Raw genomic sequence first — 19,827 nt, 5'->3', positions numbered from 1 at the left:
CCCCTGCCCCCGCCGACCTGCCGGAGCCCGTAACCAAGCCCCGCTAGGTCAGCCGCCAGATGTGGAGGGCTGGCCCGTCGGCCGGCAGCGTGACGGTGCCGTCGCCCGAAAGGGCCGTCTCCGCTCCGCCGTACACCGGGACGGCCGAACGGGCGGCGAGCGGGAGCCCGGCCGGTGGGCCGCGCGGGCGGCCAGGACCAGCAGGCGCTCGCCCGCGCGCTCCCGGACGTAGGCCACGGCGTCCTCCGAGACGTGCAGCCAGCGCAGGCCGCCGTGGCGCAGGGCGGTCTCGGTGCGGCGCAGCGCGATCAGGTCGCGGTACACGCCGAACGTGCCGTGGTCCCAGCTGTCCGGGCGGCTCCAGGGCATGGTCCGGCGGGAGTCCTCTCCCCAGGCCCCCGCCAGGCCGATCTCGTCACCGGCGAACACCATGGGCGTGCCGGGCAGGGTGAACATCAGTCCGGCAGCGACCTCCACCAGGGCGGGGTCCCCTCCGCAGACCGTGCGGATCCTGGCGGTGTCGTGGGAGCCCAGGATCGACCAGGAGTGCACCAGCGAGCGCCACGACATCAGGCCGGAGAATGCCCGCATCGTCGCCACGGCGTCGCCGCCGCCGACCCTGGGCACCTCCGCCGGGACGCCGAGGAACGGCAGGCGGACCTCGGTGCCCCGCAGCCAGCTCCACACCGGGCGGGTGAATCCGGCGTAGTTCATCGTCCCCTGCCAGCCGCCGACGTCGAGGTCGCCGGTGGCGTCGTGGGCGTGCTCGGCGATGAGCAGCCCGTCCGGACTCTCCTCGGCGATCGCCCGCCGGATGCGCCGGGCCGCCTCGTGGGCGTGGTCGGCCTGGCCGAGCCGGCCGGTCATGTTCGCCACGTCGACGCGCCAGCCGTCCAGGCCGAAGCGGAGCCACCGCCGGACGATCTCCTCCACGGCCTCGGCCAACCGGCCGCTCGACCAGTCGAACTTGGGCAGGGACGGGACGCCCATCCACGCCTCGTAGCCGAGGTCGTCGTCGGTGAAGAAGAACATCTCCCGCTCGGCGGCCCCCTTGTCCCGCACCGCGGCCCGGAACCAGGGGTGGGTGTCGCCGCAGTGGTTCGTCGTGAGATCGCCCAGGATGCGCATGCCCCTGCGGTGCGTCTCGTCGATCAGCGCGCGGTAGGCGGCGTCGCCGCCGAGCAGCGGGTCGACCTCGGCGAAGGAGGAGGCGTTGTAGCGGTGGTTGGAGGCGGCGGGGAAGACCGGCGTCAGGTAGAGGGTGTCGGCGCCGAGGCCGGCGATGTGGTCGAGCCGGGACCGGATGCCGTCTAGGTCACCGCCGAAGACCTGCCGGGGGTGTCGGGCCCGGTCCCGGCGACCGGGTCGTCCCAGCGCCGGGAGATCGCCCACGGCGGCAGCTCGCGCACCGCGCCGGAGGGGGCGAACCGGTCGGGGAAGATCTGGTAGACCACGCTGCCGGCCGCCCGCTCGGGGGGAGCGGCGTGGGTGACGAGCCGGAAGTCGGTGGCGTCCGGCACATCGTGGAGACCAGACCGGAGGCGGTCAGCCAGCGGTGGCCGCCCGGCCCGTCGATGAGGAAGCGGTAGCGGTTCACCGCGGCGCGGGCCACGACGTCGGCCCGCCACCAGATCTCGTCCTCGGTCTCCCGGTCGATCACCGCCGCGGTGAAGTGCGGTTCGCCGTCGGGCGTGGTCCGCAGGTGCACGCCGGAACGCTGGTCCCGCGGGGTGCGGACGAAGACGGTGACCGTCTCACCGGGCTCCGGCGCCTGCGTGCTGACGTGGTCTGGCGAGCCGTCGTGGTGGAATCCTCGATCTATCATGATCAACCTTTCACCGCGCCCGCGGTGAGCCCGTGGACGATGTATCTCTGCAGGAACTGGAAGACGGCGACGGTCGGGACCGCGGTGAGCAGCGTTCCCACGGCGAACATGCCGAAGTTGGCGTTTGAGGAAGACGCTGGCGATGAGGAACTCGTTGATCGTCCCGATGAAGACGAGCAGCGCGCTGATCGACAGGATGGGCGCCGACAGCGGCAGGACCACCTTGCGGAACGCCTGGGTGGGGGTGCAGCCGTCGATGAGCATGGCGTCGTCGAGCTCCCGTGGGATGGTGTCGAAGAAGCCCTTGATGAGCCAGGTGTTCACGCCGACCTGGCCGCCGATGTAGAGCAGGACCACGCCCCAGATGCTGTTGAGCCCGAAGGCGGGCCAGTTGTCGCTGATCACGCTGAAGATGACGTACAGCGGGACGATCGCCAGGAACTGCGGGAACGCCTGGATGACCAGCAGCGCTCCCAGGCCCACGCGGCGACCGGCGAAGCGGAAGCGGCTGAAGGCATAGGCGGAGACCGCCGAGACCGCCACCGACAGGACGGTGGTGAGCGCGGTGATCAGGATGGAGTTGAAATACCACGTCGGGAAGGCCGTGGTCGTGAGCAGGTCCGCGGCGTTGCCGAGACCCGCGCCGCGCGGGAGCAGGGTCGCCGAGCTGAGCGTGCCGAGCGGGTTGAGCGCCGAGGAGACGACGAACAGGACCGGGAAGAGGGCGAAGGCGGTGACCGCGGCCGCCGCCAGGTGCCGCAGCAGCAGTCCGTGTCTCATCGGTCCACCTCCTGGAAGGCCCGGGTGCGCCGGAAGCTGATGATCGAGAGCACCGCCACGATCAGATAGACGTAGATGGACATTGCCGAGGCCAGGCCGTACTGCGCGCCCTGCTGCCCGAAGGCGAGCCGGAAGGTGTATGTGATCAGCAGGTCGGTCGCACCCACCGTCGGGTTGTCGGCGGGGAACGGGCCTCCGGCGGTGACCAGGAAGATGCCGTTGAAGTTGTTGAAGTTGTTGAAGGCGAAGGAGGAGACCAGCAGCGGGGCCAGCGCGAGCATCAGCAGCGGGAGCGTGACCTTCCTGAACCGCTGCCAGGCGGTCGCGCCGTCCACCTGGGCCGCCTCCAGATACTCGGACGGGATGGTCTGCAGTGCCCCTGTGGCGATCAGGAACATGTAGGGGAAGCCCAGCCAGAGCTGGACCAACAGGACCGACAGGCGGGCGGTGAGCGGCGCGCCGAGCCAGTCGACGTCGAGCCCGAGCATCCTGTTGATCAGCCCGAAGTCGGTGTTGAACATGTCCCGCCAGACCAGCAGCATCGCGAACGCGGGCATGGCGTAGGGCAGCACGATCAGGGTCCGGTAGGCCCGTACAGCCCGCATCCGGGGATGGTGCAGCACCAGGGCGACCGCCACCCCGAGCCCGGCGGTCAGCACGACGACGGAGGTGGCGTAGACGAGGTTCCAACCGAAGACGCCCAGGAAGTGCGCGTTGATCCTCGGGTTGGTGAGCGCGGCCGTGAGGTTGGCCAGGCCGACGTCGACCTTCCAGCCCTGTGCCAGCGCCTGCCCGTCGTCGGACACGAAGCGGCCCTGCTCCTCGTCGGCCCGCCAGATCCCGTCCTGACCGGTGACGCAGTCACACCCCGCCTCGTAGGTGAGCGCCGCCGTGCCCCGGTAGGCCCTCGACAGGCCCTGGCTGCGGATCGCCCCTCCCTCGACGGGCACGGCCAGCTCGGTGATCTCCGAGCTGCGGGCGGAGACCTGCGCGGCGGTCAGCGTCGTGTAGCCGCCGGCCGCGGTGACCCGGCCGCCGGCGCCGAGCGTGGCGCCCTCCAGCGGCCGCAGCCCCTCGGCGGTGCCGGCGTAGGCGCGTCCGCCGGCTGCCAGCAGGAAGACCAGCTCGCCGTCCTTCTCGGCCACGGTGAGCCGGAACTCGGCGGAGCCGGGCTGCCGCTTGACGGAGGAGGTCTCGATCGCGCTGATCGCGTCCTGTTTGGTGCCCAGGTGGCCGTCACCGATGTTGGTCAGCGCCAGCGACATCGTGTGCACCACCGGGAACATCTGGAAGGCCAGGACCAGGAGTGTGGTGGGCAGCAGGTATTTGGCGGGCAGCCGTCGCGGCGTCAGGTAGACGAAGAGGCCGGCGGCGGTGACGGCCGCGACGATCCCCGCCCCGGCCCAGTTCGCCGCCGCCACCAGCGGCGCGACGGCCCAGAGCGCGACGGCGGCGATGAGCCCGAGCGCGAGGACCCGGACCGCGATCCCGCCCGCGCTCGCCGGCCACACCCGGGCGGGTACGGTCCGGGCACGCCCCCGGGATCGGGACGGATCGCGCGGCGGCGCGGCGGCGACCGTCGCGTCACCTCCGGTCGCGGAGGGTGTCTCGCCCTGGCGGGGAGGGCGATGCCGCTCCCCGCGCAGGAACCGTCTCGTGGTCACTGCTCGAGCTGTTCGGCGATGGCCCTGCCGGCCGCCTCGACCGCCGGGGGCACCGGGTCCCCCTTCACGGCGGCGTGGATGAGCGTGTTGAACGGCACCCAGATGGCCACCATCTGCGGGATCGCGCGCAGCGGCGTGCCGTTCTCGGCGGCGGCCTGGAACTTGGCGACGTCGGGGTCCTTGCCCGCCGCGTAGGTCAGGGCCTCCTTCAGGGCGGGCATGCGCGGCTCGGCGTCGAACAGGGCCTGCGCCACCTCGGCCGAGGCCAGGGTGCCGGTGACGAACTCCTGGGCGAGCGCCTTGTTCCTGCCCTTGCTCGCCACGAAGAAGGACTGCGCGCCCACGAACGGCTGGGCGGGCTCGGCCCCCTTGAAACCGGGCACCGGGGCGATGTCGTATTTCACGCCTGCCTTGCGGGCATCGGCCAGCCGCCACGGACCGGCGACCATGAACGCGGTCCTCCCCTCGTTGAAGGCCGCCGCCGAGTTGTCGGAGGTGAAGGAGCGCTTGAGCGCACCCTCCCCCTTCTCTCCGAGCTTGGCGATCCTCTCGAACGCCTCGACGGACTTCTTGTCGCCCACGCCCAGGTCGGACGGGTCGGGATCGCCGTTCGGAGCGGTGCCGAACAGGTGGGCGCGCCGACGAGCACGTCGGGGCCCTTGCCCGCCTGGGAGGCGGTGGTGAAGGTCTGCTGCTGGTTCTGGGCCACGACGACGACCTCGGCCTTGATCCCGTTCTCCTTGGCGAAGGCCTCGGCAAAGGGTTTGAGGGTCTGCGAGCGCATCTCGTCGGCCCAGATGAGCAGGGTCGCGTCGGCGGCGGAGGCCGGGGCCGCGGAGGGCTGTCCCCCCGTCGGCGCCGTTGCGCCGCAGGCGGTCAGGGAAAGGCCGAGCGAGAGGGCTCCGGCGAGGGCGCTTACGGGTCTGCGCACGGTTGAGCTCCAGGTGGGAGGATTTTTCAGGGGGTGCACCGTGGTGTGCGCCGAAGTTAACAGAGGGTTCATCCAACCTGGAATATGTTGCAGAGAATTGCAGTAATTTTTCAGGATCTCTTGCAATGTTTCAGAAAGCTGCCCCACAATCACCGAGCATGGCGGCACGACTCGACCGCATCGCCCGGCAGGCGGGGGTCAGCAAGGCAACGGTCTCCCGAGTGCTCAACGAGCGCCCCGGAGTGAGCCCGAGGGCCAGGAGCGCGGTGCTCACCGCGATGGACGTGCTCGGCTACGAGCGCCCGGTCGGGCTGCGGCCGCGCAGCGCGGGGCTGGTCGGGCTGATCACCGCCGAGCTGCAGAACCCGGTCTTCCCGTTCTTCGCCCAGGTGATCGAGACGGCACTGGCCCGCCACGGGTACACGGCGGTCCTGTGCACGCAGATACCGGAGGGAGCGGGCGAGGACGAATACGTCGGGATGCTGCTGGACCGTGGCGTCGCCGGCATCCTGTTCGTCTCCGGGCTGCACGCGGACACGACCATCGACCGGTCCCGCTACCACAGCCTCAGGCGGCAGCGGCTGCCCATCGTCTTCGTCAACGGCGACCTCCCGGGCCTCGGCGTCGCCTGCATCTCCTGCGACGACGTCGCCGCGGGCCGGATAGCCGCGCGGCACCTCATCGAGCTGGGCCACCGCCGGATCGGATTCGTCAACGGTCCGCTGCGCTACTCCACCGTCCAGCGGCGGCTGGCCGGGTTCCGGGCCGCGCTGCGGGAGATGGGTGGAGGGTACGACGGCGACCTGATCGAACTGTCGCCCTTCGATGTCGAGGGCGGCCAGAGCGCCGCGTCCCTACTGGTCGGGCGGGGTGCCACCGCGCTGGTCTGCGGCAGCGACCTGATGGCGCTGGGCGCGGTGCGCGCGGTGCGGCGGCACGGGCTGCGGGTGCCGCAGGACGTCTCGGTCGTGGGCGCCGACGACTCCCCTCTCATGTCCTTCACCGACCCGCCGCTCACCACCGTCCGCCAGCCCGTCCAGGCCATGGGGGTGGCGGCCGTGCGCGCCCTGCTCGACGAGATCAAGGGTCGCCCGGTCAAGGCCGCCGAGTATCTCTTCCAGCCCGAGCTCGTGGTCCGCTCCTCCACCCGGGCCCGATGGACTCACCACGACCACGACCACGACCGCGGCGCCGCCCCGTAGGGACGGCGGTCAGGGGGCGACCAGCTTCGCCAGGCCCGGGTAGTCGGTGACGATCCCGTCGCCGTCGAAGGTGAGATCGGCGCTGAAGCCCTCGCTCTCGTAGCGCACCGCGCCGGGGGTGAGGTGGGTGTAGCGCTGAGGGTGGCGGACCACGTGCAGGTGCGGGACCCGGACCCAGGCCATGACGAAGTCGATCCGCCCCTCGCACTCGTCGAGGCCGTGCCGGAGCACCGGCATGGTGTTGGTCAGCGGGGAGAGCCCCAGGTCGCAGTCGAGCGCGTCGTTCAGGACGTTCATGTCCCCGCCGGGCGGCGGCCCGTCGAGACGGCCCTCCCCCTTCGTCTCGCACGACCAGGCGCCGTGGGCCGAGCGGCGCAGGTCGAGCGCCCGGTACCAGCCCGCGCCGTGGGCCCGTACCGACAGCAGCTCGGTGACGTATCCGGGGAGGGTCCGCAGAGTGTATTCCAGCCGGTAGGGCACGGGATCCGTCCCGATCGCCACGCCGACCGCCGTCAACTCCGCCCCCAGGCCGACCTCCGCATATTCGGCGCCCCCGTCCTTCATCCACACGAGCCCGCGCATCCCTCTCCCCCTTCACCCGCCCCTTCCCCCCGCGCGAGGCGGCCGGCGGCACCGACGTACCCCGGGAGAGTGACGCGAACCGCCTCCCGAAGGAACCGCCGGGAGGCGCGCGCGAGGCGCGGGAGGGGCCGCCGCGGCCCCTCCCCATGCCGGTCCGGGGCCGCTACCCTCTGGCTATGCCGACCCACGAACGGGAGATCACCGCCCCCGTCGACCTGTGCCTGCCGGACGGGCGCCTCAACCCGGAGGCGGTCGGCTGGACGCGGCGCCCGCTGCACCGCGCGAACCTGCGCGGCTGGGGACGGGCCAAACGCTGGGAGTACTGGGGGATCGTCACCCCCTCCCACGTGATCGGCGTCGTGGCGTCGTCGCTGGACTACGCGGGCGTGCACGGCCTCTACGTCCTGGACCGCGCCACCGGCGCGGAGATCTCCAAGGACGCCGTGGTGCCGCTGGCGCGCGGGGCCGCGATGCCCCCGCGCAGCGGTGCGGGGACGGCGTCCGTGAGGGGCGGCGGCGTGACGGTCGACATCGGCCAGCACCCCGGCGGCACGTCGCTGCGCGCCGTCGCGCCCGGCGTCGAGCTGGACCTCGACATACCGCTGCCGGCCGGGCACGAGTCGCTCGGCGTGGTGGTCCCGTGGGGCCCCCGCCGGTTCCAGTACACCCTCAAGGACGTCGGGCGTCCGGTGCGGGGGCGGCTGCGCCTGGAGTCCGGCGAGCACGCGGTGAGCGAGGCGGACTCCTTCGCGGTGCTCGACCACGGCCGCGGCAAGTGGCCCTACTCGGTCACCTGGAACTGGGCCGCGGGCAGCGGCCCCGGCCGGGCGATCCAGCTCGGCGGCAAGTGGACCGACGGCACCGGCATGACGGAGAACGCGCTGTTCGTGGACGGCCGGCTGCACAAGATCGGCGAGGAGCTGGTCTGGAGCTACGACCGGGCCGACTGGCTGCGTCCGTGGCGGATCACCGGTCCCCGGGTCGAGGTGGAGTTCACCCCCTTCCACGAGAAGGTGGCGCGCACCGAGCTCGGCGTGGTGGGCAGCGAGACGCACCAGTGCTTCGGCCACTTCGCCGGGCGGGCGCGGACCGACGACGGCGCGTGGGTCGACCTCGACGGCCTGGTCGGCTGGGCGGAGGAGGCGCGTAACCGCTGGTAGCCGGCCTCACTCCGGCCGCAGCCGGGCGTTGACCGAGCGCACCGGCTCTGCGGGCAGCTTGAGCACCTCACGGTCGTAGGTGAGCAGCCCGACAGCACCAGGACCCGCCGGTCGCCGCGGCGCCGGCGCGGCACGCGGAAGCGGCGGAAGTAGACGTGCAGGCTCTTCAGGTCGCCCCCACCCTGGTCGTGCCAGCCGCTGGCGTGGTCGACCGTGCGGATGGGGTCGAGCTCGGCGACCTCGGCGGCGAGGATCTCGACCCGGGCGTCCCCGGCCGCCGGGCAGTCCTGAGTGTCCGGTCAGTAGGCGGCGAGGGTCGGCGGCGGGCGCCGGACGCGGTGGCACGGGACCGGGCAGGCAGGGGCAGGAGCGGGCGGGCCGGGCGCGGCGGGGCGTCCCTCCCGGGAGGAAATGACCCCGATCAGCCGTATCGGCCGCACCAATTCGGGCATATCCGGATGGGAGTAGTGGACCACGTCGATCAGGGGCGGATCAGGCTGACCGCCCTGGGGCGGGGAGCGGTCCCCCCGTCCGAGGGAGGACGTCATGAACGCCGTCCGGATGAACCTGGAGCGGCTGGAGATCCCGGCCGCGGACGTCGTGCTGGAGGCCGACATCACGGTGCCCCGGCCGGCGCACGGGATGGTGCTGTTCGCGCACGGCAGCGGCAGCAGCCGCCACAGCCCGCGCAACCGCTACGTGGCGGGCGAACTCCAGCGGGCCGGCCTGGCGACGGTCCTGGCCGACCTGCTCACGCCGCAGGAGGAGCGGATCGACCTGCGGACGGGCGAGCTCCGCTTCGACATCGGCAGGCTCGCCGTACGGCTGGCGGCGCTGAGCGACTGGCTGGTGGAGCACGAGCCCACCGCCGGCCTCGACGTCGGACTCTTCGGCGCCAGCACGGGCGCGGCGGCCGCGCTCGTCGCCGCCGCGGCCCGCCCCGACTCCGTGAAGGCGGTCGTCTCCCGCGGAGGGCGGCCCGACCTCGCCGGCGAGGCGCTCGGATCGGTCCGCCAGCCCACCCTGCTGATCGTCGGGGAGCGCGACCCGGCCGTCCTCCGACTCAACCAGGAGGCGATGCGGGAGCTGCGCGGCGAGACGCGCCTGGAGACGGTCCCGGACGCCTCCCACCTCTTCGAGGAGCCGGGGGCGCTGGAGCAGGTGGCCGAGCTGGCCCGGGAGTGGTTCCTGCGCCATCTGGAACGGGCGCCGGGCCGGGAGGACGGCGGCCCGGAGTGACCGGGAAGGCCGCTACACAGAGGCGGCCCGGAGTGACCGGAACGCCGCGCCCCAGCGGTGGTCCGTGACCGGGAAGCCCACAGCCCGCAGGCGGCCCGTGACCGGGAAGGCCGCGATACGGAGGCGGCCCGGAGTGACCGGAAGGCCGCTACACAGAGGCGGCCCCGAAGGGCGGGCGGCCCGGGATGATCCGGGCGGCGGCGGCCCGCGGGCTTCCCGGGACCACCGCGACCCGTCAAGATTGGCCGTGTGAACCGCACAGCCGCACGCCTGGGAGTGCTCCTGCTGGCCGGAGCGGCGGTGGCGGCCGTGCTCCTCGCGCTGCTGACGCCCTTCTCCTCCGGATCCTCCGGCCGGCTGTCCGGCGGTGACGACGGGGACCGGGCGCAGCGGTCGCCGGGCCTCGAGGTCGCCCGCCTCGGCGAGCGCGACCACGTGCTCACGATCGCCTCCGCCGCGCTCGGCCGCGAGGGCACGGTCCGGGTGCTGCTGCCCGCGGGCTGGCGGCCGGGCTCGGGGCCGTGGCCGGTGCTGTACCTGCTGAACGGCTGCTGCCAGCCCGACTACGACGCGTGGGCCACCCGGGGGGAGGCGGCCAGGCTCACCTCGCGCTACCCGGCGATCGTGGTCATGCCCGAGGGCGGCGAGGTCGGCTTCTACTCCGACTGGCGCGAGGGGCCCGGCTGGGAGACCTTCCACCTGACCGAGGTCCGCCGGGTCCTGGAGCGCGACTACGGCGCCGGGGACCGCCGGGCGGTGGCGGGACTGTCCATGGGCGGGTTCGGCGCGATGTCCTACGCGGCCCGCCACCCGGGCATGTTCCAGGCCGCCGCCTCCTTCTCGGGCGTGCTGCACACCCGCGACGGCAACGGCGGCGTCGACTGGCTGCTCGGCCGCAACGGGGAGGACTCCAGGAAGCTCTGGGGCGCCCCCCGGGACCCGGAGTGGGCCGCGCACAACCCGGCCGACCTCACCGGGAGGCTGCGCGGGATGCGGCTGTTCGTCTCCTGCGGGGACGGCTCCCCCGGCCCGCTGGACCCGCCCGGCGCCTCCGTGGACACGGGAGAGGCTTCCCTGCTCCGCCAGGCCGCCACCTTCGCCGAGCGGGCCGGGGCGGACGGGGCCGAGGTGGCGGTCGACTTCTACGGGCCGGGCACGCACAGCTGGCCGTACTGGCAGCGCGGCCTGGAGCGCGCGCTGCCCATGCTCATGGACTCCATCGGCGCCACGGCCTGACGGCCGCCACCCTCCGTCACCAAGAGGAGCCATTTCGTCACTTAAAGTTAGTTAAGTAGCGATTGATGTCCTCATTTCTGGCTATGAGAGGAAATAACCAATCGGTCCTTAACCACGGGGGAGCACGATGACGAACTTCGACCAGATCAAGGGCAAGGTCAAGGAGACCGCCGGTGAGGCGGTCGACAACGACAGCCTGGCCGCCAAGGGCCGGGCGGACCGGGCCAAGGGTAAGGCGAAGGAGGCGGCGGACAAGGCCAAGGACAGGGCCAAGAGGGCTTCCGAAGAGACACGGGGCCGCTTCGCCGAATAGGGACCGCTCCGTATGACGGGCGCCGCGGACGGCATCAGTGCCGGCCGCGGCGCCTCGCCGTGGGCGCTCCCACCCCGCGCGGAAAGTTAAGGCGGGCGACTCTGGACGTTCAGCTCAGGCACCCCTGTCCGGTCACCCTCGTGACTAGCGTTCCTAACACCCCAGTTCAGGGGCGTTTGCCGTATGTCATGAGGAGCCACCTTGCGAGTCCTGGCCGTTGTCCCCGCCCGTGGAGGTTCGGTGGGCGTCCCGCTGAAGAACCTGGCCGCGGTCGGCGGCACACCCCTGGTCGCCCGCGCGGTGAAGACCTGCGTGCGGAGCGAGCTGATCGACGAGGTGGTGGTCAGCACCGACCACGCCGAGATCGCCGCGGTGGCCCGCGAGGCGGGGGCGACCGTGATCGACCGGCCCGGCGAGCTGAGCGGGGCGGACGCCTCCAGCGAGTCGGCCGTGCTGCACGTGCTCGACCACCTGCCCGAGACCCCCGACGTGGTCGTCCTGGTCCAGTGCACCAGCGCGTTCATCGACCCCGCGGACCTGGACACCGCCATCGTCAAGGTCCTCGACGGCACCGCCGACGTGGTGTTCTCCGGGCTGGAGACGCACGAGTTCCTCTGGAACGCCGGCGGCGCGGGCCTCAACCACGACCCCTCCTTCCGGCCGCGCCGCCAGGACCGCGAGCCGCACTTCCGCGAGACCGGCGCGTTCTACGTGATGCGCGCCGAGGGCCTGCGCGAGCACGGCCACCGCTTCTTCGGGGCCGTCGCCGTGCAGCCGGTGCCCTCACGGCACGCCATCGAGGTGGACACCGTCGAGGACCTGGAGATCGTCCGGGCGCTGGCGCCGTTCGTGGACCAGCCCGAGCCGATCGACGTGGACGCCGTGATCACCGACTTCGACGGGGTGCACACCGACGACCGCGCCTACGTCGACCAGGACGGCCGCGAGATGGTCGCGGTCAGCCGCTCCGACGGCATGGGCGTCGCGCTGCTGCGCCGGTCCGGCGTCAAGCTGATGATCATGTCCACCGAGCACAACCCGGTGGTCGCGGCCCGCGCCCGCAAGCTGGGCGTGCCGGTCCTGCAGGGCCTGACCGACAAGCGGACCGTGCTGCGCGACTGGCTGGCCATCGAGGGGCTGGACCCGGCCCGCGTCGCCTACATCGGCAACGACGTCAACGACCTGGGCCCGATGAGCGAGGTCGGCTGGCCCGTCACGGTCCCCGACGCCCACCCCAGGGTCCGCGCCGCCGCCCGGACCGTCCTCACCAGGCCCGGCGGGGCGGGAGCCGTACGGGAGCTGTGCGACCGGGTCCTCGCGGCCCGCCCGGAGACCGAGACCGTCGCCGCCCCCGCGCCCCGCGCCGAGCTGCGGCTCACCCCCGTCGCCAAGCCGGTCCAGATCGGCGACGCGCTGGTCGGCGCCGGGCAGCCGGTCTACGTCATCGGTGAGATCGGCATCAACCACAACGGTGACCTGGACATCGCGCGCAGGCTCATCGACGTGGCGGCCGAGGCCGGCTGCCAGGCGGTCAAGTTCCAGAAGCGCACACCGGAGATCTGCGTGCCGCTGGAGCAGCGCGACCAGATCCGGCAGACGCCGTGGGGCGAGATGACCTACATGGAGTACAAGCTCAGGACCGAGTTCGGCCTGGAGGAGTACACCGAGATCGCCAAGCACTGCCGGGAGCGGGGCCTGCACTGGTTCGCCTCGCCGTGGGACGTGCCGTCGGTGGACTTCCTGGAGTCCATGGACGTGGTCACCCACAAGATCGCCTCGGCCAGCGTGACCGACCTGGAGCTGCTGCGCGCGCTCGCCGCCACCGGCAAGCCGCTCATCCTGTCCACCGGCATGTCCACGCTGGCGGAGATCGACCGGGCGGTGGAGATCCTCGGCACCTCCAAGCTGGTGCTGATGCACGCCACCTCCACCTACCCGCTCCCTCCCGAGGAGGCCAATCTCCGCACGATCGTCACCCTCCAGGAGCGCTACGGCGTGCCGGTCGGCTACTCCGGCCACGAGCGTGGCCTGCAGATCTCCCTCGCGGCGGTGACCCTGGGCGCGGTGACCGTGGAGCGGCACATCACGCTGGACCGCACCATGTGGGGCTCCGACCACGCCGCCTCCCTGGAGCCGGCCGGCCTGGAACACCTGGTCCGCGACATCCGCATCATCGAGACCGCCCTCGGCGACGGCGTCAAGCGGGTCTTCCCCGGCGAGGAGGCCCCCAAGTCCCGCCTGCGCCGCGTGACCGTATAGAGCCGCGCGACCCCGTACGGCAGGGCGCCCGGGGAGACGACGCCGCGTGTCGCGGCGCGGGTGCCGGCAACCGACGGCCTCCCTCCTCGCTCCTCGGGCCGCCCACCGCTCCTCGGGCCGCCCACCGGCCTTCGCTCCTCAGTCCAGCCACCGGCGCACCCTCGCGGGCGCTCCATCCCGACGGGAAAGGGAAAGTTGATCAAGTTGTCCGTCGTCGTCCCGGTGCGGGACGCCGAGCTCTACATCTCCGACGCGCTCACCTCGCTCATCAGGAACGCGCACCGGGACTTCGAGTTCATCGTGGTCGACGACGGATCGGCGGACGCGACCGGGCAGATCATCGAGGACTTCCGCGACGATCTGCCCGGCCTGGTCGTCCTGCGCAACGAGACGCCGGTCGGGCTGGCCGACGCCCGCAATCTCGGGGTGTCGCTGGCCTCGGGCCGCTACCTGACCTTCATGGACGGCGACGACTGGCTGGCGCCCGGCTATCTCGCCGATCTGGTCGGGGCGATCGAACGGCTCGGCTGCGACTTCGTCCGGGTGGACCACGTCCAGGTGGAGGGCCGCCGGCGGGTGATCCACCGGGCGCCGCTGGCCACCCGCGAGGTGGTGCTGAAGCCCCGCGACCACATCCTGCCCGCCCAGGTCAGGACCATGGTCGACTACCCCTACGCCTGGGCCGGGATCTACCGGCGCGACCTCGGCGACCTGCTGACCTTCCCCGGGCACCTGCACACCGCCGAGGACCGGCCGTGGATCTGGCGGCTGCACCGGCAGGCGAGCTCGTTCGGCGTGGTCTCGCTGGCCGGGCTCTTCTACCGGCGGATGGTCTCCGGCTCGCTGACCCAGATCGGCGACGCCCGGCAGCTGCACTTCTTCGACGCCTTCGACCTGGTCTTCGCGGACCTGGAGGAGGAGTTCGCGCCCAAGGCGGCCCGCACCTTCTGCGCGCTGCTGGCCCACCACCTGGAGCTGGCCGACCGCTTCTCCCCCGAGCTCCGCACCCGCTTCGAGCAGCGCGGCGCCGACGCCCTGCGGCGGCTGCCCCCGGGCCTGCTCGCCGAGACCAGCCTGGGACCGGAACGCGACCAGATCCTGCACAGGCTCCTGGAGGCCCGATGACACAGCTGTTCTACGCATCGACCCTGTTCGGCGCGGTGACGCTGGCGGCGGCGATCGACGACGGCCGCTTCGGGCCGCGCGGGGGCCGCCGGATCCTGCTGGTCTCCAACAACGCGGCCGTCCCGGAGGTCACCCCGTCCCTGGACCAGGCCCCCGGCTTCGCCGCGCTGCGCCCGTACTTCGACGAGGTCCGCTCCTGGAACGACATCGTGGCCCCGCTGCACCCGTCGGACTGGAAGGCGCGCGTCATCGAGGTCCCGATGCTGGGCCGCCTGCTGCTGTCCCGGCTCTCCCTGGACGACGGCCCCGACGAGCTGATCCTGGAGTCCATCGCGGTCCCGCCGTCGCGGACCCTCGCCGCCCTGGTCAGGGACTGCCCCATCACGGTCTACTCCGACGGACTGATGAGCTACGGCCCCACCCGCGACCCGCTGCCGGCGGAGATCTCCGGCCGGATCACCCGCCTGCTCCACCTCGACCTCGTGCCGGGCCTGTCCCCGCTGCTGCTGTCGGAGTACGGCGTGCCCGCCGAGGCGCTGCCCGACAGTGCCTTCCTCGACGTGATCGAACGGGGCGGCGCGCTCGGGCAGGGGGTGCGGGACCTGCCCGCCGGCCCGCCGATGATCCTCGGCCAGTACCTGTCCGCGCTGGACATCCTCACTCCCGACGAGGAGGCCGCGCTCCACGCGGACATGCTGCGCGGCCTGGCCGCCCGGGGCTTCGGCACCGTGCTGTTCAAACCCCACCCGGCGGCCGGGCGGCGGCACGCCCAGCGGCTCCGCGAGACGGCCGGGGAGCTGGGCGTGCGCCTGGCGGTGGCGGGCGAGACCGTCCCCGCCGAGGCGTGCTTCGCCGCGCTGCGGCCCGCCCTCGTGACGGGGTGTTTCTCCACCGCCCTGATCACCGCCGGACGGCAGTTCGGCCTGCCGGTGGCGACGATGGGCGGGGAGTTGGTCCTGGAACGGCTCACGCCGTACGAGAACAGCAACCGCGTCCCGGCCACCATCACCGACGCCCTGCTCCCCCGCCTGTCCGCCGACGGGTCGTTGCGGGAGCCGCCCCCGGTGGACCTTCCGGCCCTGGTCCGCGCGGTCGGCTACTGCATGCAGAGCGAGGCCCACCCTGGCCTGCGCGGATCGGCCGTCTCCTACCTGGACGCCCACGGGCCGGCCCGCTACTTCAAGCGCCAGCGCCTGACCGCCCTGGAGCTGGTCCCCACGGCCTCCGCCGAGCAGCCCGGCGCGCTGGACCGGCTCCGCCGCCGCCTGTCCAGAGCACTGTCCTGACCCGTACGGCCCGGCGCCGGCGCGTATCGCCAGTACTCCAGTGACACTTCGCGATCTTCGTGGTTGAAGTGACGCGAAGACGGCCATCGCGTGATCATTCGGAGTTTGTGAAGACAACCAAAGATCGCGTGATGACCGTGGCCGACAGCGTAAGACCCTGACGGCTGGATGGTCACCTTCAATGACCTGATGCACCGAACCGCCGGACGCATCGAGCCGCGCCGTATCGCCGGCGCCTACGTCCGTGGCCTGCCGGCGGACCTGGAGCGCAAGAACTGCTGAAGTCCGGCCGAGCATGCCGGACCGGCTGGTCCGCAGTCCAGCCGACACCGCTGCCCACCCTGGTACGCATCGCGGGCCCCCGCTGGACGATCGAGGAATCCTTCCAAGCCGCCAAGGGCCAGGTCGGGCTGGACCACTACCAGGTGGGCAGTTGGATCGGCCGGCACCGGCACATCACCCTCGCGATGCTTGCCCTGGCCTTCCTGGCCGCCCTGGCAGCATCCCAGCCCGACACCGACGAAGAGCAGATCCCTCTCACCATGTCCGAGATCCGCCGGGTGATCTGCTCGACCAACGCCATCGAGTCGGTCAATGCCCGGATCCGGCGGGCGGTCAGGGCCCGCGGGCACTTCCCGAACGAGCAGGCCGCGCTCAAGTGCGCCTATATGGCGATCATGAGCCTGGATCCGACCGGCAAGGGCCGCAAGCACTGGGTGACCCGGTGGAAAGCCGCCCTCAACGCCTTCGCCATCACCTTCCCCGACCTCCCGACAGAAGCAATCAAACCGAGTTACACCGTTCACTGGACAGACCCTCGACGGCGAGCAACGTCAGCGCCTGATCGAGACGGGCCGACGCCGCCCGCTGTGCTCGATGAACTTCAGCCGCGCCAGCACCTGCCGCGCGTATGGATGCCGTCCCTGGCCAGGGGTTCGGTGAGCTCGCGCTCCTCGTACGGCAGGGTGCAGCCCGAGCAGCTTACGACGTCAGCCTGCGGATCTGTTCCCTGAACGCCGGCCACTCCTGCGAGAACGCGAACCTGGCGAAGGTGAGGCCGTCCAGGCAGCCGAGGCCCTCGCCAAGAGATCGCAGGCTGTGGCGGACCGCGTTGGCGGCGACCCAGCGCCGCCACCCCCAGTCGTCCCGCCCCCTCTCGGCCGTCGGCTGTCCCTCCCACGGCTGTCCGAGTTCCTCGTGAAGAACATCCGCCTCATGCCAGAATGCCTCGCCAGGCAGGTCTCCGGCTCGATGCAACCCTGCGGAGATCCCGGGCAGGGCGAGGTCGAACCGGTGGATCAGCTCGTCGATTGTGTGGCCGAGGACCCTCTTTCTCATTTGCGGCGGTGCCTGGTCGATTCTCGCTGCCAGCTCCGGTTCGTAGTGAGAGAACCCGAGCGGTGGAATGTCCGGCGAGATCGGCTGATCGAGATGGACGACGACCCTGGACTCCTCGAACCACTTCTGGTCGAGGCGCGCTCCGGTGCGTGACTCCACGATGGCCATGGCTGTCGCCTGCAGCGCCGGCCACGGAGTGCCGGCCGCCACACGCAACTTCGCCATCTCCGCCGCGATCGCGCCGGGGGCGACACCGATCGCCACGGCCGATTCCAGCCGATGGACGTCGGCCAGCAGGCGCCCGTCCGCCGCGTAACACATTCTGGAGGTGCCGGTGAGGTTCCACGAGACATGCCATACCTGCGCGCCCTGACTGAGCCATGCCAGAACCGGGGGATGGCCGACATACGTGAACCCGTCAGGCTCGACGAGCATCGTGGCCGCGCCCGATTGTCCCAGATAGACGAGGTCCCGGTCATCGACTTCGTCGAGCTCGCTCATCACCGGCCGGCCGCCGCCGGTCAGCCGCCGTCCCACTTCGGCTAGCGCGAGGGGCTCCGACCGTGGCAGCACCACGGTCCAGGCCAGCCCTTCCGAAAGCCATGCGGAGTCGGCCTGGAGCACCTTTTCGTAGCGCGCCACGACGGCCGGGAAGTCCATGAATGACCGATCCTCTCTTTTCGAGCGGAAGCGGGCCGTCACGGGGGCGACCCCGCGACGGCCCTCATGCGCGTTGATCAGGGTATGGGTGTGCGATAAATGGAACTGCTGTCGGCCGTCGTCGGTGAGCATAGATCATCGATGCTCTTGAGCGCGGCCGTGGGTTTGGCGAACCTGTTGAAGTAGTGGTCTTCGCGCATCAACCTCTCTTTCTGGTAGAAGCGGTTCAGGAACCCGCCCGCTATCTGGTTCGCCTGCTGGGCCCCCGCCGGCATGGCGCATACGGACAGAAGCCGCTTGTCGTCATCCGAGGCCGATCGGTTTCCTGCCGTGGCGAACGGATACTCATCGCATTCCTGCGTGCCGTTGGGCACGTTGAAGTTCTTCCAGAGGCTGCGGCACCTCGTCACTGCGCGGGCGTTGTTGTTGGTCGCCGCCGGATCGCCTACCCGCCACAGGAGCTGGGCGGGCCTGCCGGTCTGGTTCACCGCGCAACCGGATAGGGCCTTGCCGGTCTTCGCGGGATACGTGCTCTGCGGTTGGTAGCAGGCCTTGTAGTAGTGGTTGTAGGCGTCGTCGTAACGGGCGCCCTGCCGCCACTCGATGGACGGCACGGCCGGCAGCGTGCAGCCGCCGCCCCGCGAGATGTAGACGATGCTGTCGCACTTGACCTGGACACCCTGCTTGATCGTGCCGTACTGCCACATGATCTCGGGGTCGAAGTCCCTGGGGCGGACGATCCGTCCGTACGGCTGGAACTTGCAGTTGGAGACCCGGTCCACGCTGTTGTCCACGTTCTTGGTCAGCCGGTCGTCCCGCCTGGGCGGGGCGTTCGTGGGGTCGGCCCGGAAGCGGAACGTGGCGATCGTGGACCACTTGTCCCCGGGCTTGCTCCAGGCGTTGTCGTCCCAGTCCGGCAGGAGAGCGGACTTCTCCTGGGCGCCGCCCACCGTCTGGCACGCCGTCTGATCCGGCGCCACGCTCATCCCGATGGTGAGCGTCGTGGACGTCAGGTTGGTGAGGGTGTTCTCGGTCTGCACATTGCCGATGTAAAGGTCGACGATGATGTCCCGGGACGTCGCTCCGGACTCCAGCCCCTGCTTGTTCTTGAACGTTCTGGTGATGAACATCAAGTCTGCGGACCAGGTGCCCTGGTTGTCGTCGTCGCCTACGATGTCGTTGACGCTGATCTTGTCCGAGACGTACGCATTGTGCTTGATGCAGCCGCTGAAGCGGTTCTTCAGCAGGCCGTGCGTGCGCCGGCCGGTGCCGAAGTCCCTCCAGCAGTCCTCAGGGCTGATCCGGTCGTAAACGGCGGGAGCCGTGGCGGCCACGGACGCCTTCGCGCCTTCGCCAGCGGGTGACGCCTGCGCCGTGGGGCTGCCGTCGTACAGCGCGAACACCTCCTCGCCGACCAGGTCCCGCTGGAACATCCAGACTTCGTCCAGGCTGCCGATCACGCTGGTGCCCAGAGTCGCGGCCCCGGAGGAACCCCAGGCCGGGAAACCGAGCGTCGCGCTGCCGATGGCCTTGCCGTTGAGGTAGAGGGTCCCGGTGCGGGAATCGCTCGCGTAGACGCCGGCGAGGTGGAACCACTCGTTCACCGGGGGTTCGACGCCGGAGAACACACCCTCGACCGCCGCGTCGCCCGTGTCGGCACCGGTGAAGGTGAACACCAGGCCGCGATCGGGGTCGTTGCCGAGGCGGAAGGGAGCCTGCTGCGTGCCCCGCTGTTCGAGCGCGGTGTAGGTCCTGTCCTTGTCGGTCACGCGCAGCCATGCCCCGACGGTGAAGCTCTTGTCCGTCTGGATCACAGGCCCGCTGGTCCGCGCGAACGGCTCCACTTCGGGTGGCGTGAGGTCGATCGTGACCTGCTGCCAGTCCGACCACGCCGAGGAGGCCGTGGCGGCGACGGCGCGGGTTCGCCAGCGCACCACCCAGCCATCGGTCAGCGTGCCTGCCGGGATCGTGACCGTGGCCTGGGTACCGGAGGCGACATCGTCGGCAGCGCCGGTCCAGATCTGGCCGGTGCCCTGCCCGGTGGCGGCCGGGTCGTGCTCGAGTTCGAACTCCGCCCGTACCGGCTGGGCGGCCGGGTCGGTGACCGTGGTGTGCAGGGTCGGGGTGACGCCGGTGGCCGTGATGACGCCGTTCACCACCTGGGAGGGGGTGACCTGGAAGGCGCCGACCGTGGGGTTGGGCACGTCGACCGTGGCCGTCTGCCAGT

Annotated in this window: 15 protein-coding genes and 2 pseudogenes; 9 read left to right on the top strand and 8 right to left on the bottom strand. The window is 71.4% G+C overall.

Features of this window, described 5'->3' with window-relative positions:
* Positions 1 to 48 precede the first annotated feature (48 nt).
* From ACZ6R6_RS43830 to ACZ6R6_RS43810, 5 genes and pseudogenes are all read right to left on the bottom strand, one after another.
* Complete coding sequence (locus tag ACZ6R6_RS43830) at positions 49 to 1,392, bottom strand: glycoside hydrolase family 13 protein (protein WP_470102856.1); 1,344 nt, start codon at positions 1,390 to 1,392, stop codon at positions 49 to 51.
* A complete protein-coding gene (locus ACZ6R6_RS43825; protein ID WP_470102855.1) occupies positions 1,311 to 1,520 on the bottom strand; it encodes a hypothetical protein in 210 nt (69 codons plus the stop codon). The genes ACZ6R6_RS43830 and ACZ6R6_RS43825 overlap by 82 nt, the downstream gene beginning before the upstream one ends.
* 307 nt (positions 1,521 to 1,827) lie before the next feature.
* Positions 1,828 to 2,605, bottom strand: a pseudogene (locus ACZ6R6_RS43820) (sugar ABC transporter permease).
* Positions 2,602 to 4,269, bottom strand: coding sequence for an ABC transporter permease subunit (locus ACZ6R6_RS43815; protein ID WP_470102853.1), 1,668 nt, complete (start codon positions 4,267 to 4,269; stop codon positions 2,602 to 2,604). The pseudogene ACZ6R6_RS43820 and the gene ACZ6R6_RS43815 overlap by 4 nt, the downstream one beginning before the upstream one ends.
* Positions 4,266 to 4,850 carry an extracellular solute-binding protein gene (locus ACZ6R6_RS43810; RefSeq protein ID WP_470102851.1) on the bottom strand — a complete coding sequence of 195 codons (585 nt, stop codon included), beginning with the start codon at positions 4,848 to 4,850 and terminating at the stop codon, positions 4,266 to 4,268. The genes ACZ6R6_RS43815 and ACZ6R6_RS43810 overlap by 4 nt, the downstream gene beginning before the upstream one ends.
* Before the next feature lie 508 nt (positions 4,851 to 5,358).
* Here ACZ6R6_RS43810 and ACZ6R6_RS43805 point away from each other — a divergent pair.
* A complete protein-coding gene (locus ACZ6R6_RS43805) occupies positions 5,359 to 6,402 on the top strand; it encodes a LacI family DNA-binding transcriptional regulator (RefSeq protein WP_470102850.1) in 1,044 nt (347 codons plus the stop codon).
* A 9-nt stretch (positions 6,403 to 6,411) separates the two neighbouring features.
* Here ACZ6R6_RS43805 and ACZ6R6_RS43800 read toward each other — a convergent pair whose 3' ends face one another.
* A complete protein-coding gene (locus ACZ6R6_RS43800; RefSeq protein WP_470102849.1) occupies positions 6,412 to 6,984 on the bottom strand; it encodes a putative glycolipid-binding domain-containing protein in 573 nt (190 codons plus the stop codon).
* A gap of 176 nt (positions 6,985 to 7,160) precedes the next feature.
* Between ACZ6R6_RS43800 and ACZ6R6_RS43795 the strand changes: the two genes are divergently transcribed.
* The 8 genes and pseudogenes from ACZ6R6_RS43795 to ACZ6R6_RS43760 form a co-directional block, all read left to right on the top strand.
* Positions 7,161 to 8,144, top strand: coding sequence for a DUF2804 domain-containing protein (locus ACZ6R6_RS43795; RefSeq protein WP_470102848.1), 984 nt, complete (start codon positions 7,161 to 7,163; stop codon positions 8,142 to 8,144).
* Positions 8,145 to 8,690: 546 nt separating this feature from the next.
* Positions 8,691 to 9,383 (top strand): dienelactone hydrolase family protein, encoded by a 693-nt coding sequence (locus ACZ6R6_RS43790; protein WP_470102847.1) that lies wholly within the window; start codon positions 8,691 to 8,693, stop codon positions 9,381 to 9,383.
* A 249-nt stretch (positions 9,384 to 9,632) separates the two neighbouring features.
* The gene (locus ACZ6R6_RS43785) at positions 9,633 to 10,619 is read left to right on the top strand and encodes an alpha/beta hydrolase (protein ID WP_470102846.1); all 987 of its coding nucleotides are present in this window, start codon (positions 9,633 to 9,635) and stop codon (positions 10,617 to 10,619) included.
* Between the two features lie 127 nt (positions 10,620 to 10,746).
* Positions 10,747 to 10,932 carry a CsbD family protein gene (locus tag ACZ6R6_RS43780; protein WP_306858280.1) on the top strand — a complete coding sequence of 62 codons (186 nt, stop codon included), beginning with the start codon at positions 10,747 to 10,749 and terminating at the stop codon, positions 10,930 to 10,932.
* Positions 10,933 to 11,133: 201 nt separating this feature from the next.
* Complete coding sequence (locus ACZ6R6_RS43775; protein ID WP_470102845.1) at positions 11,134 to 13,191, top strand: N-acetylneuraminate synthase family protein; 2,058 nt, start codon at positions 11,134 to 11,136, stop codon at positions 13,189 to 13,191.
* Positions 13,192 to 13,386: 195 nt separating this feature from the next.
* On the top strand, positions 13,387 to 14,316 hold the full coding sequence (locus ACZ6R6_RS43770) for a glycosyltransferase family 2 protein (protein WP_470102844.1): 930 nt from the start codon (positions 13,387 to 13,389) through the stop codon (positions 14,314 to 14,316).
* Positions 14,313 to 15,602, top strand: a complete 1,290-nt coding sequence (locus ACZ6R6_RS43765; RefSeq protein WP_470102843.1) for a polysialyltransferase family glycosyltransferase — start codon at positions 14,313 to 14,315, stop codon at positions 15,600 to 15,602. The genes ACZ6R6_RS43770 and ACZ6R6_RS43765 overlap by 4 nt, the downstream gene beginning before the upstream one ends.
* Before the next feature lie 332 nt (positions 15,603 to 15,934).
* Positions 15,935 to 16,369: pseudogene (locus tag ACZ6R6_RS43760) on the top strand (transposase); the annotation flags it as partial.
* Positions 16,370 to 16,583: 214 nt separating this feature from the next.
* Here the strand turns inward: ACZ6R6_RS43760 and ACZ6R6_RS43755 are convergent.
* Positions 16,584 to 17,732, bottom strand: coding sequence for a hypothetical protein (locus tag ACZ6R6_RS43755; RefSeq protein ID WP_470102842.1), 1,149 nt, complete (start codon positions 17,730 to 17,732; stop codon positions 16,584 to 16,586).
* Positions 17,678 to 19,827, bottom strand: a 2,150-nt coding sequence (locus tag ACZ6R6_RS43750) for a LamG domain-containing protein (RefSeq protein ID WP_470102841.1), incomplete at its 5' end; no start/stop codon positions are given. The genes ACZ6R6_RS43750 and ACZ6R6_RS43755, both read right to left, overlap by 55 nt.

Source organism: Streptosporangium sp. NPDC048886 (genome assembly GCF_055586905.1).
Note: the sequence above shows the minus strand (reverse complement) of the source record. Positions and strands in the feature narration are given on the sequence as shown.

Bases quoted from the DNA above. Each gene is read 5' to 3' on its own strand.
- ACZ6R6_RS43790 (WP_470102847.1), top strand. From the start codon at position 8,691: ATGAACGCCGTCCGGATGAACCTGGAGCGGCTGGAGATCCCGGCCGCG.
- ACZ6R6_RS43755 (WP_470102842.1), bottom strand. From the start codon at position 17,732: ATGCTCACCGACGACGGCCGACAGCAGTTCCATTTATCGCACACCCAT.
- ACZ6R6_RS43795 (WP_470102848.1), top strand. From the start codon at position 7,161: ATGCCGACCCACGAACGGGAGATCACCGCCCCCGTCGACCTGTGCCTG.
- ACZ6R6_RS43765 (WP_470102843.1), top strand. From the start codon at position 14,313: ATGACACAGCTGTTCTACGCATCGACCCTGTTCGGCGCGGTGACGCTG.
- ACZ6R6_RS43805 (WP_470102850.1), top strand. From the start codon at position 5,359: ATGGCGGCACGACTCGACCGCATCGCCCGGCAGGCGGGGGTCAGCAAG.
- ACZ6R6_RS43800 (WP_470102849.1), bottom strand. From the start codon at position 6,984: ATGCGCGGGCTCGTGTGGATGAAGGACGGGGGCGCCGAATATGCGGAG.
- ACZ6R6_RS43780 (WP_306858280.1), top strand. From the start codon at position 10,747: ATGACGAACTTCGACCAGATCAAGGGCAAGGTCAAGGAGACCGCCGGT.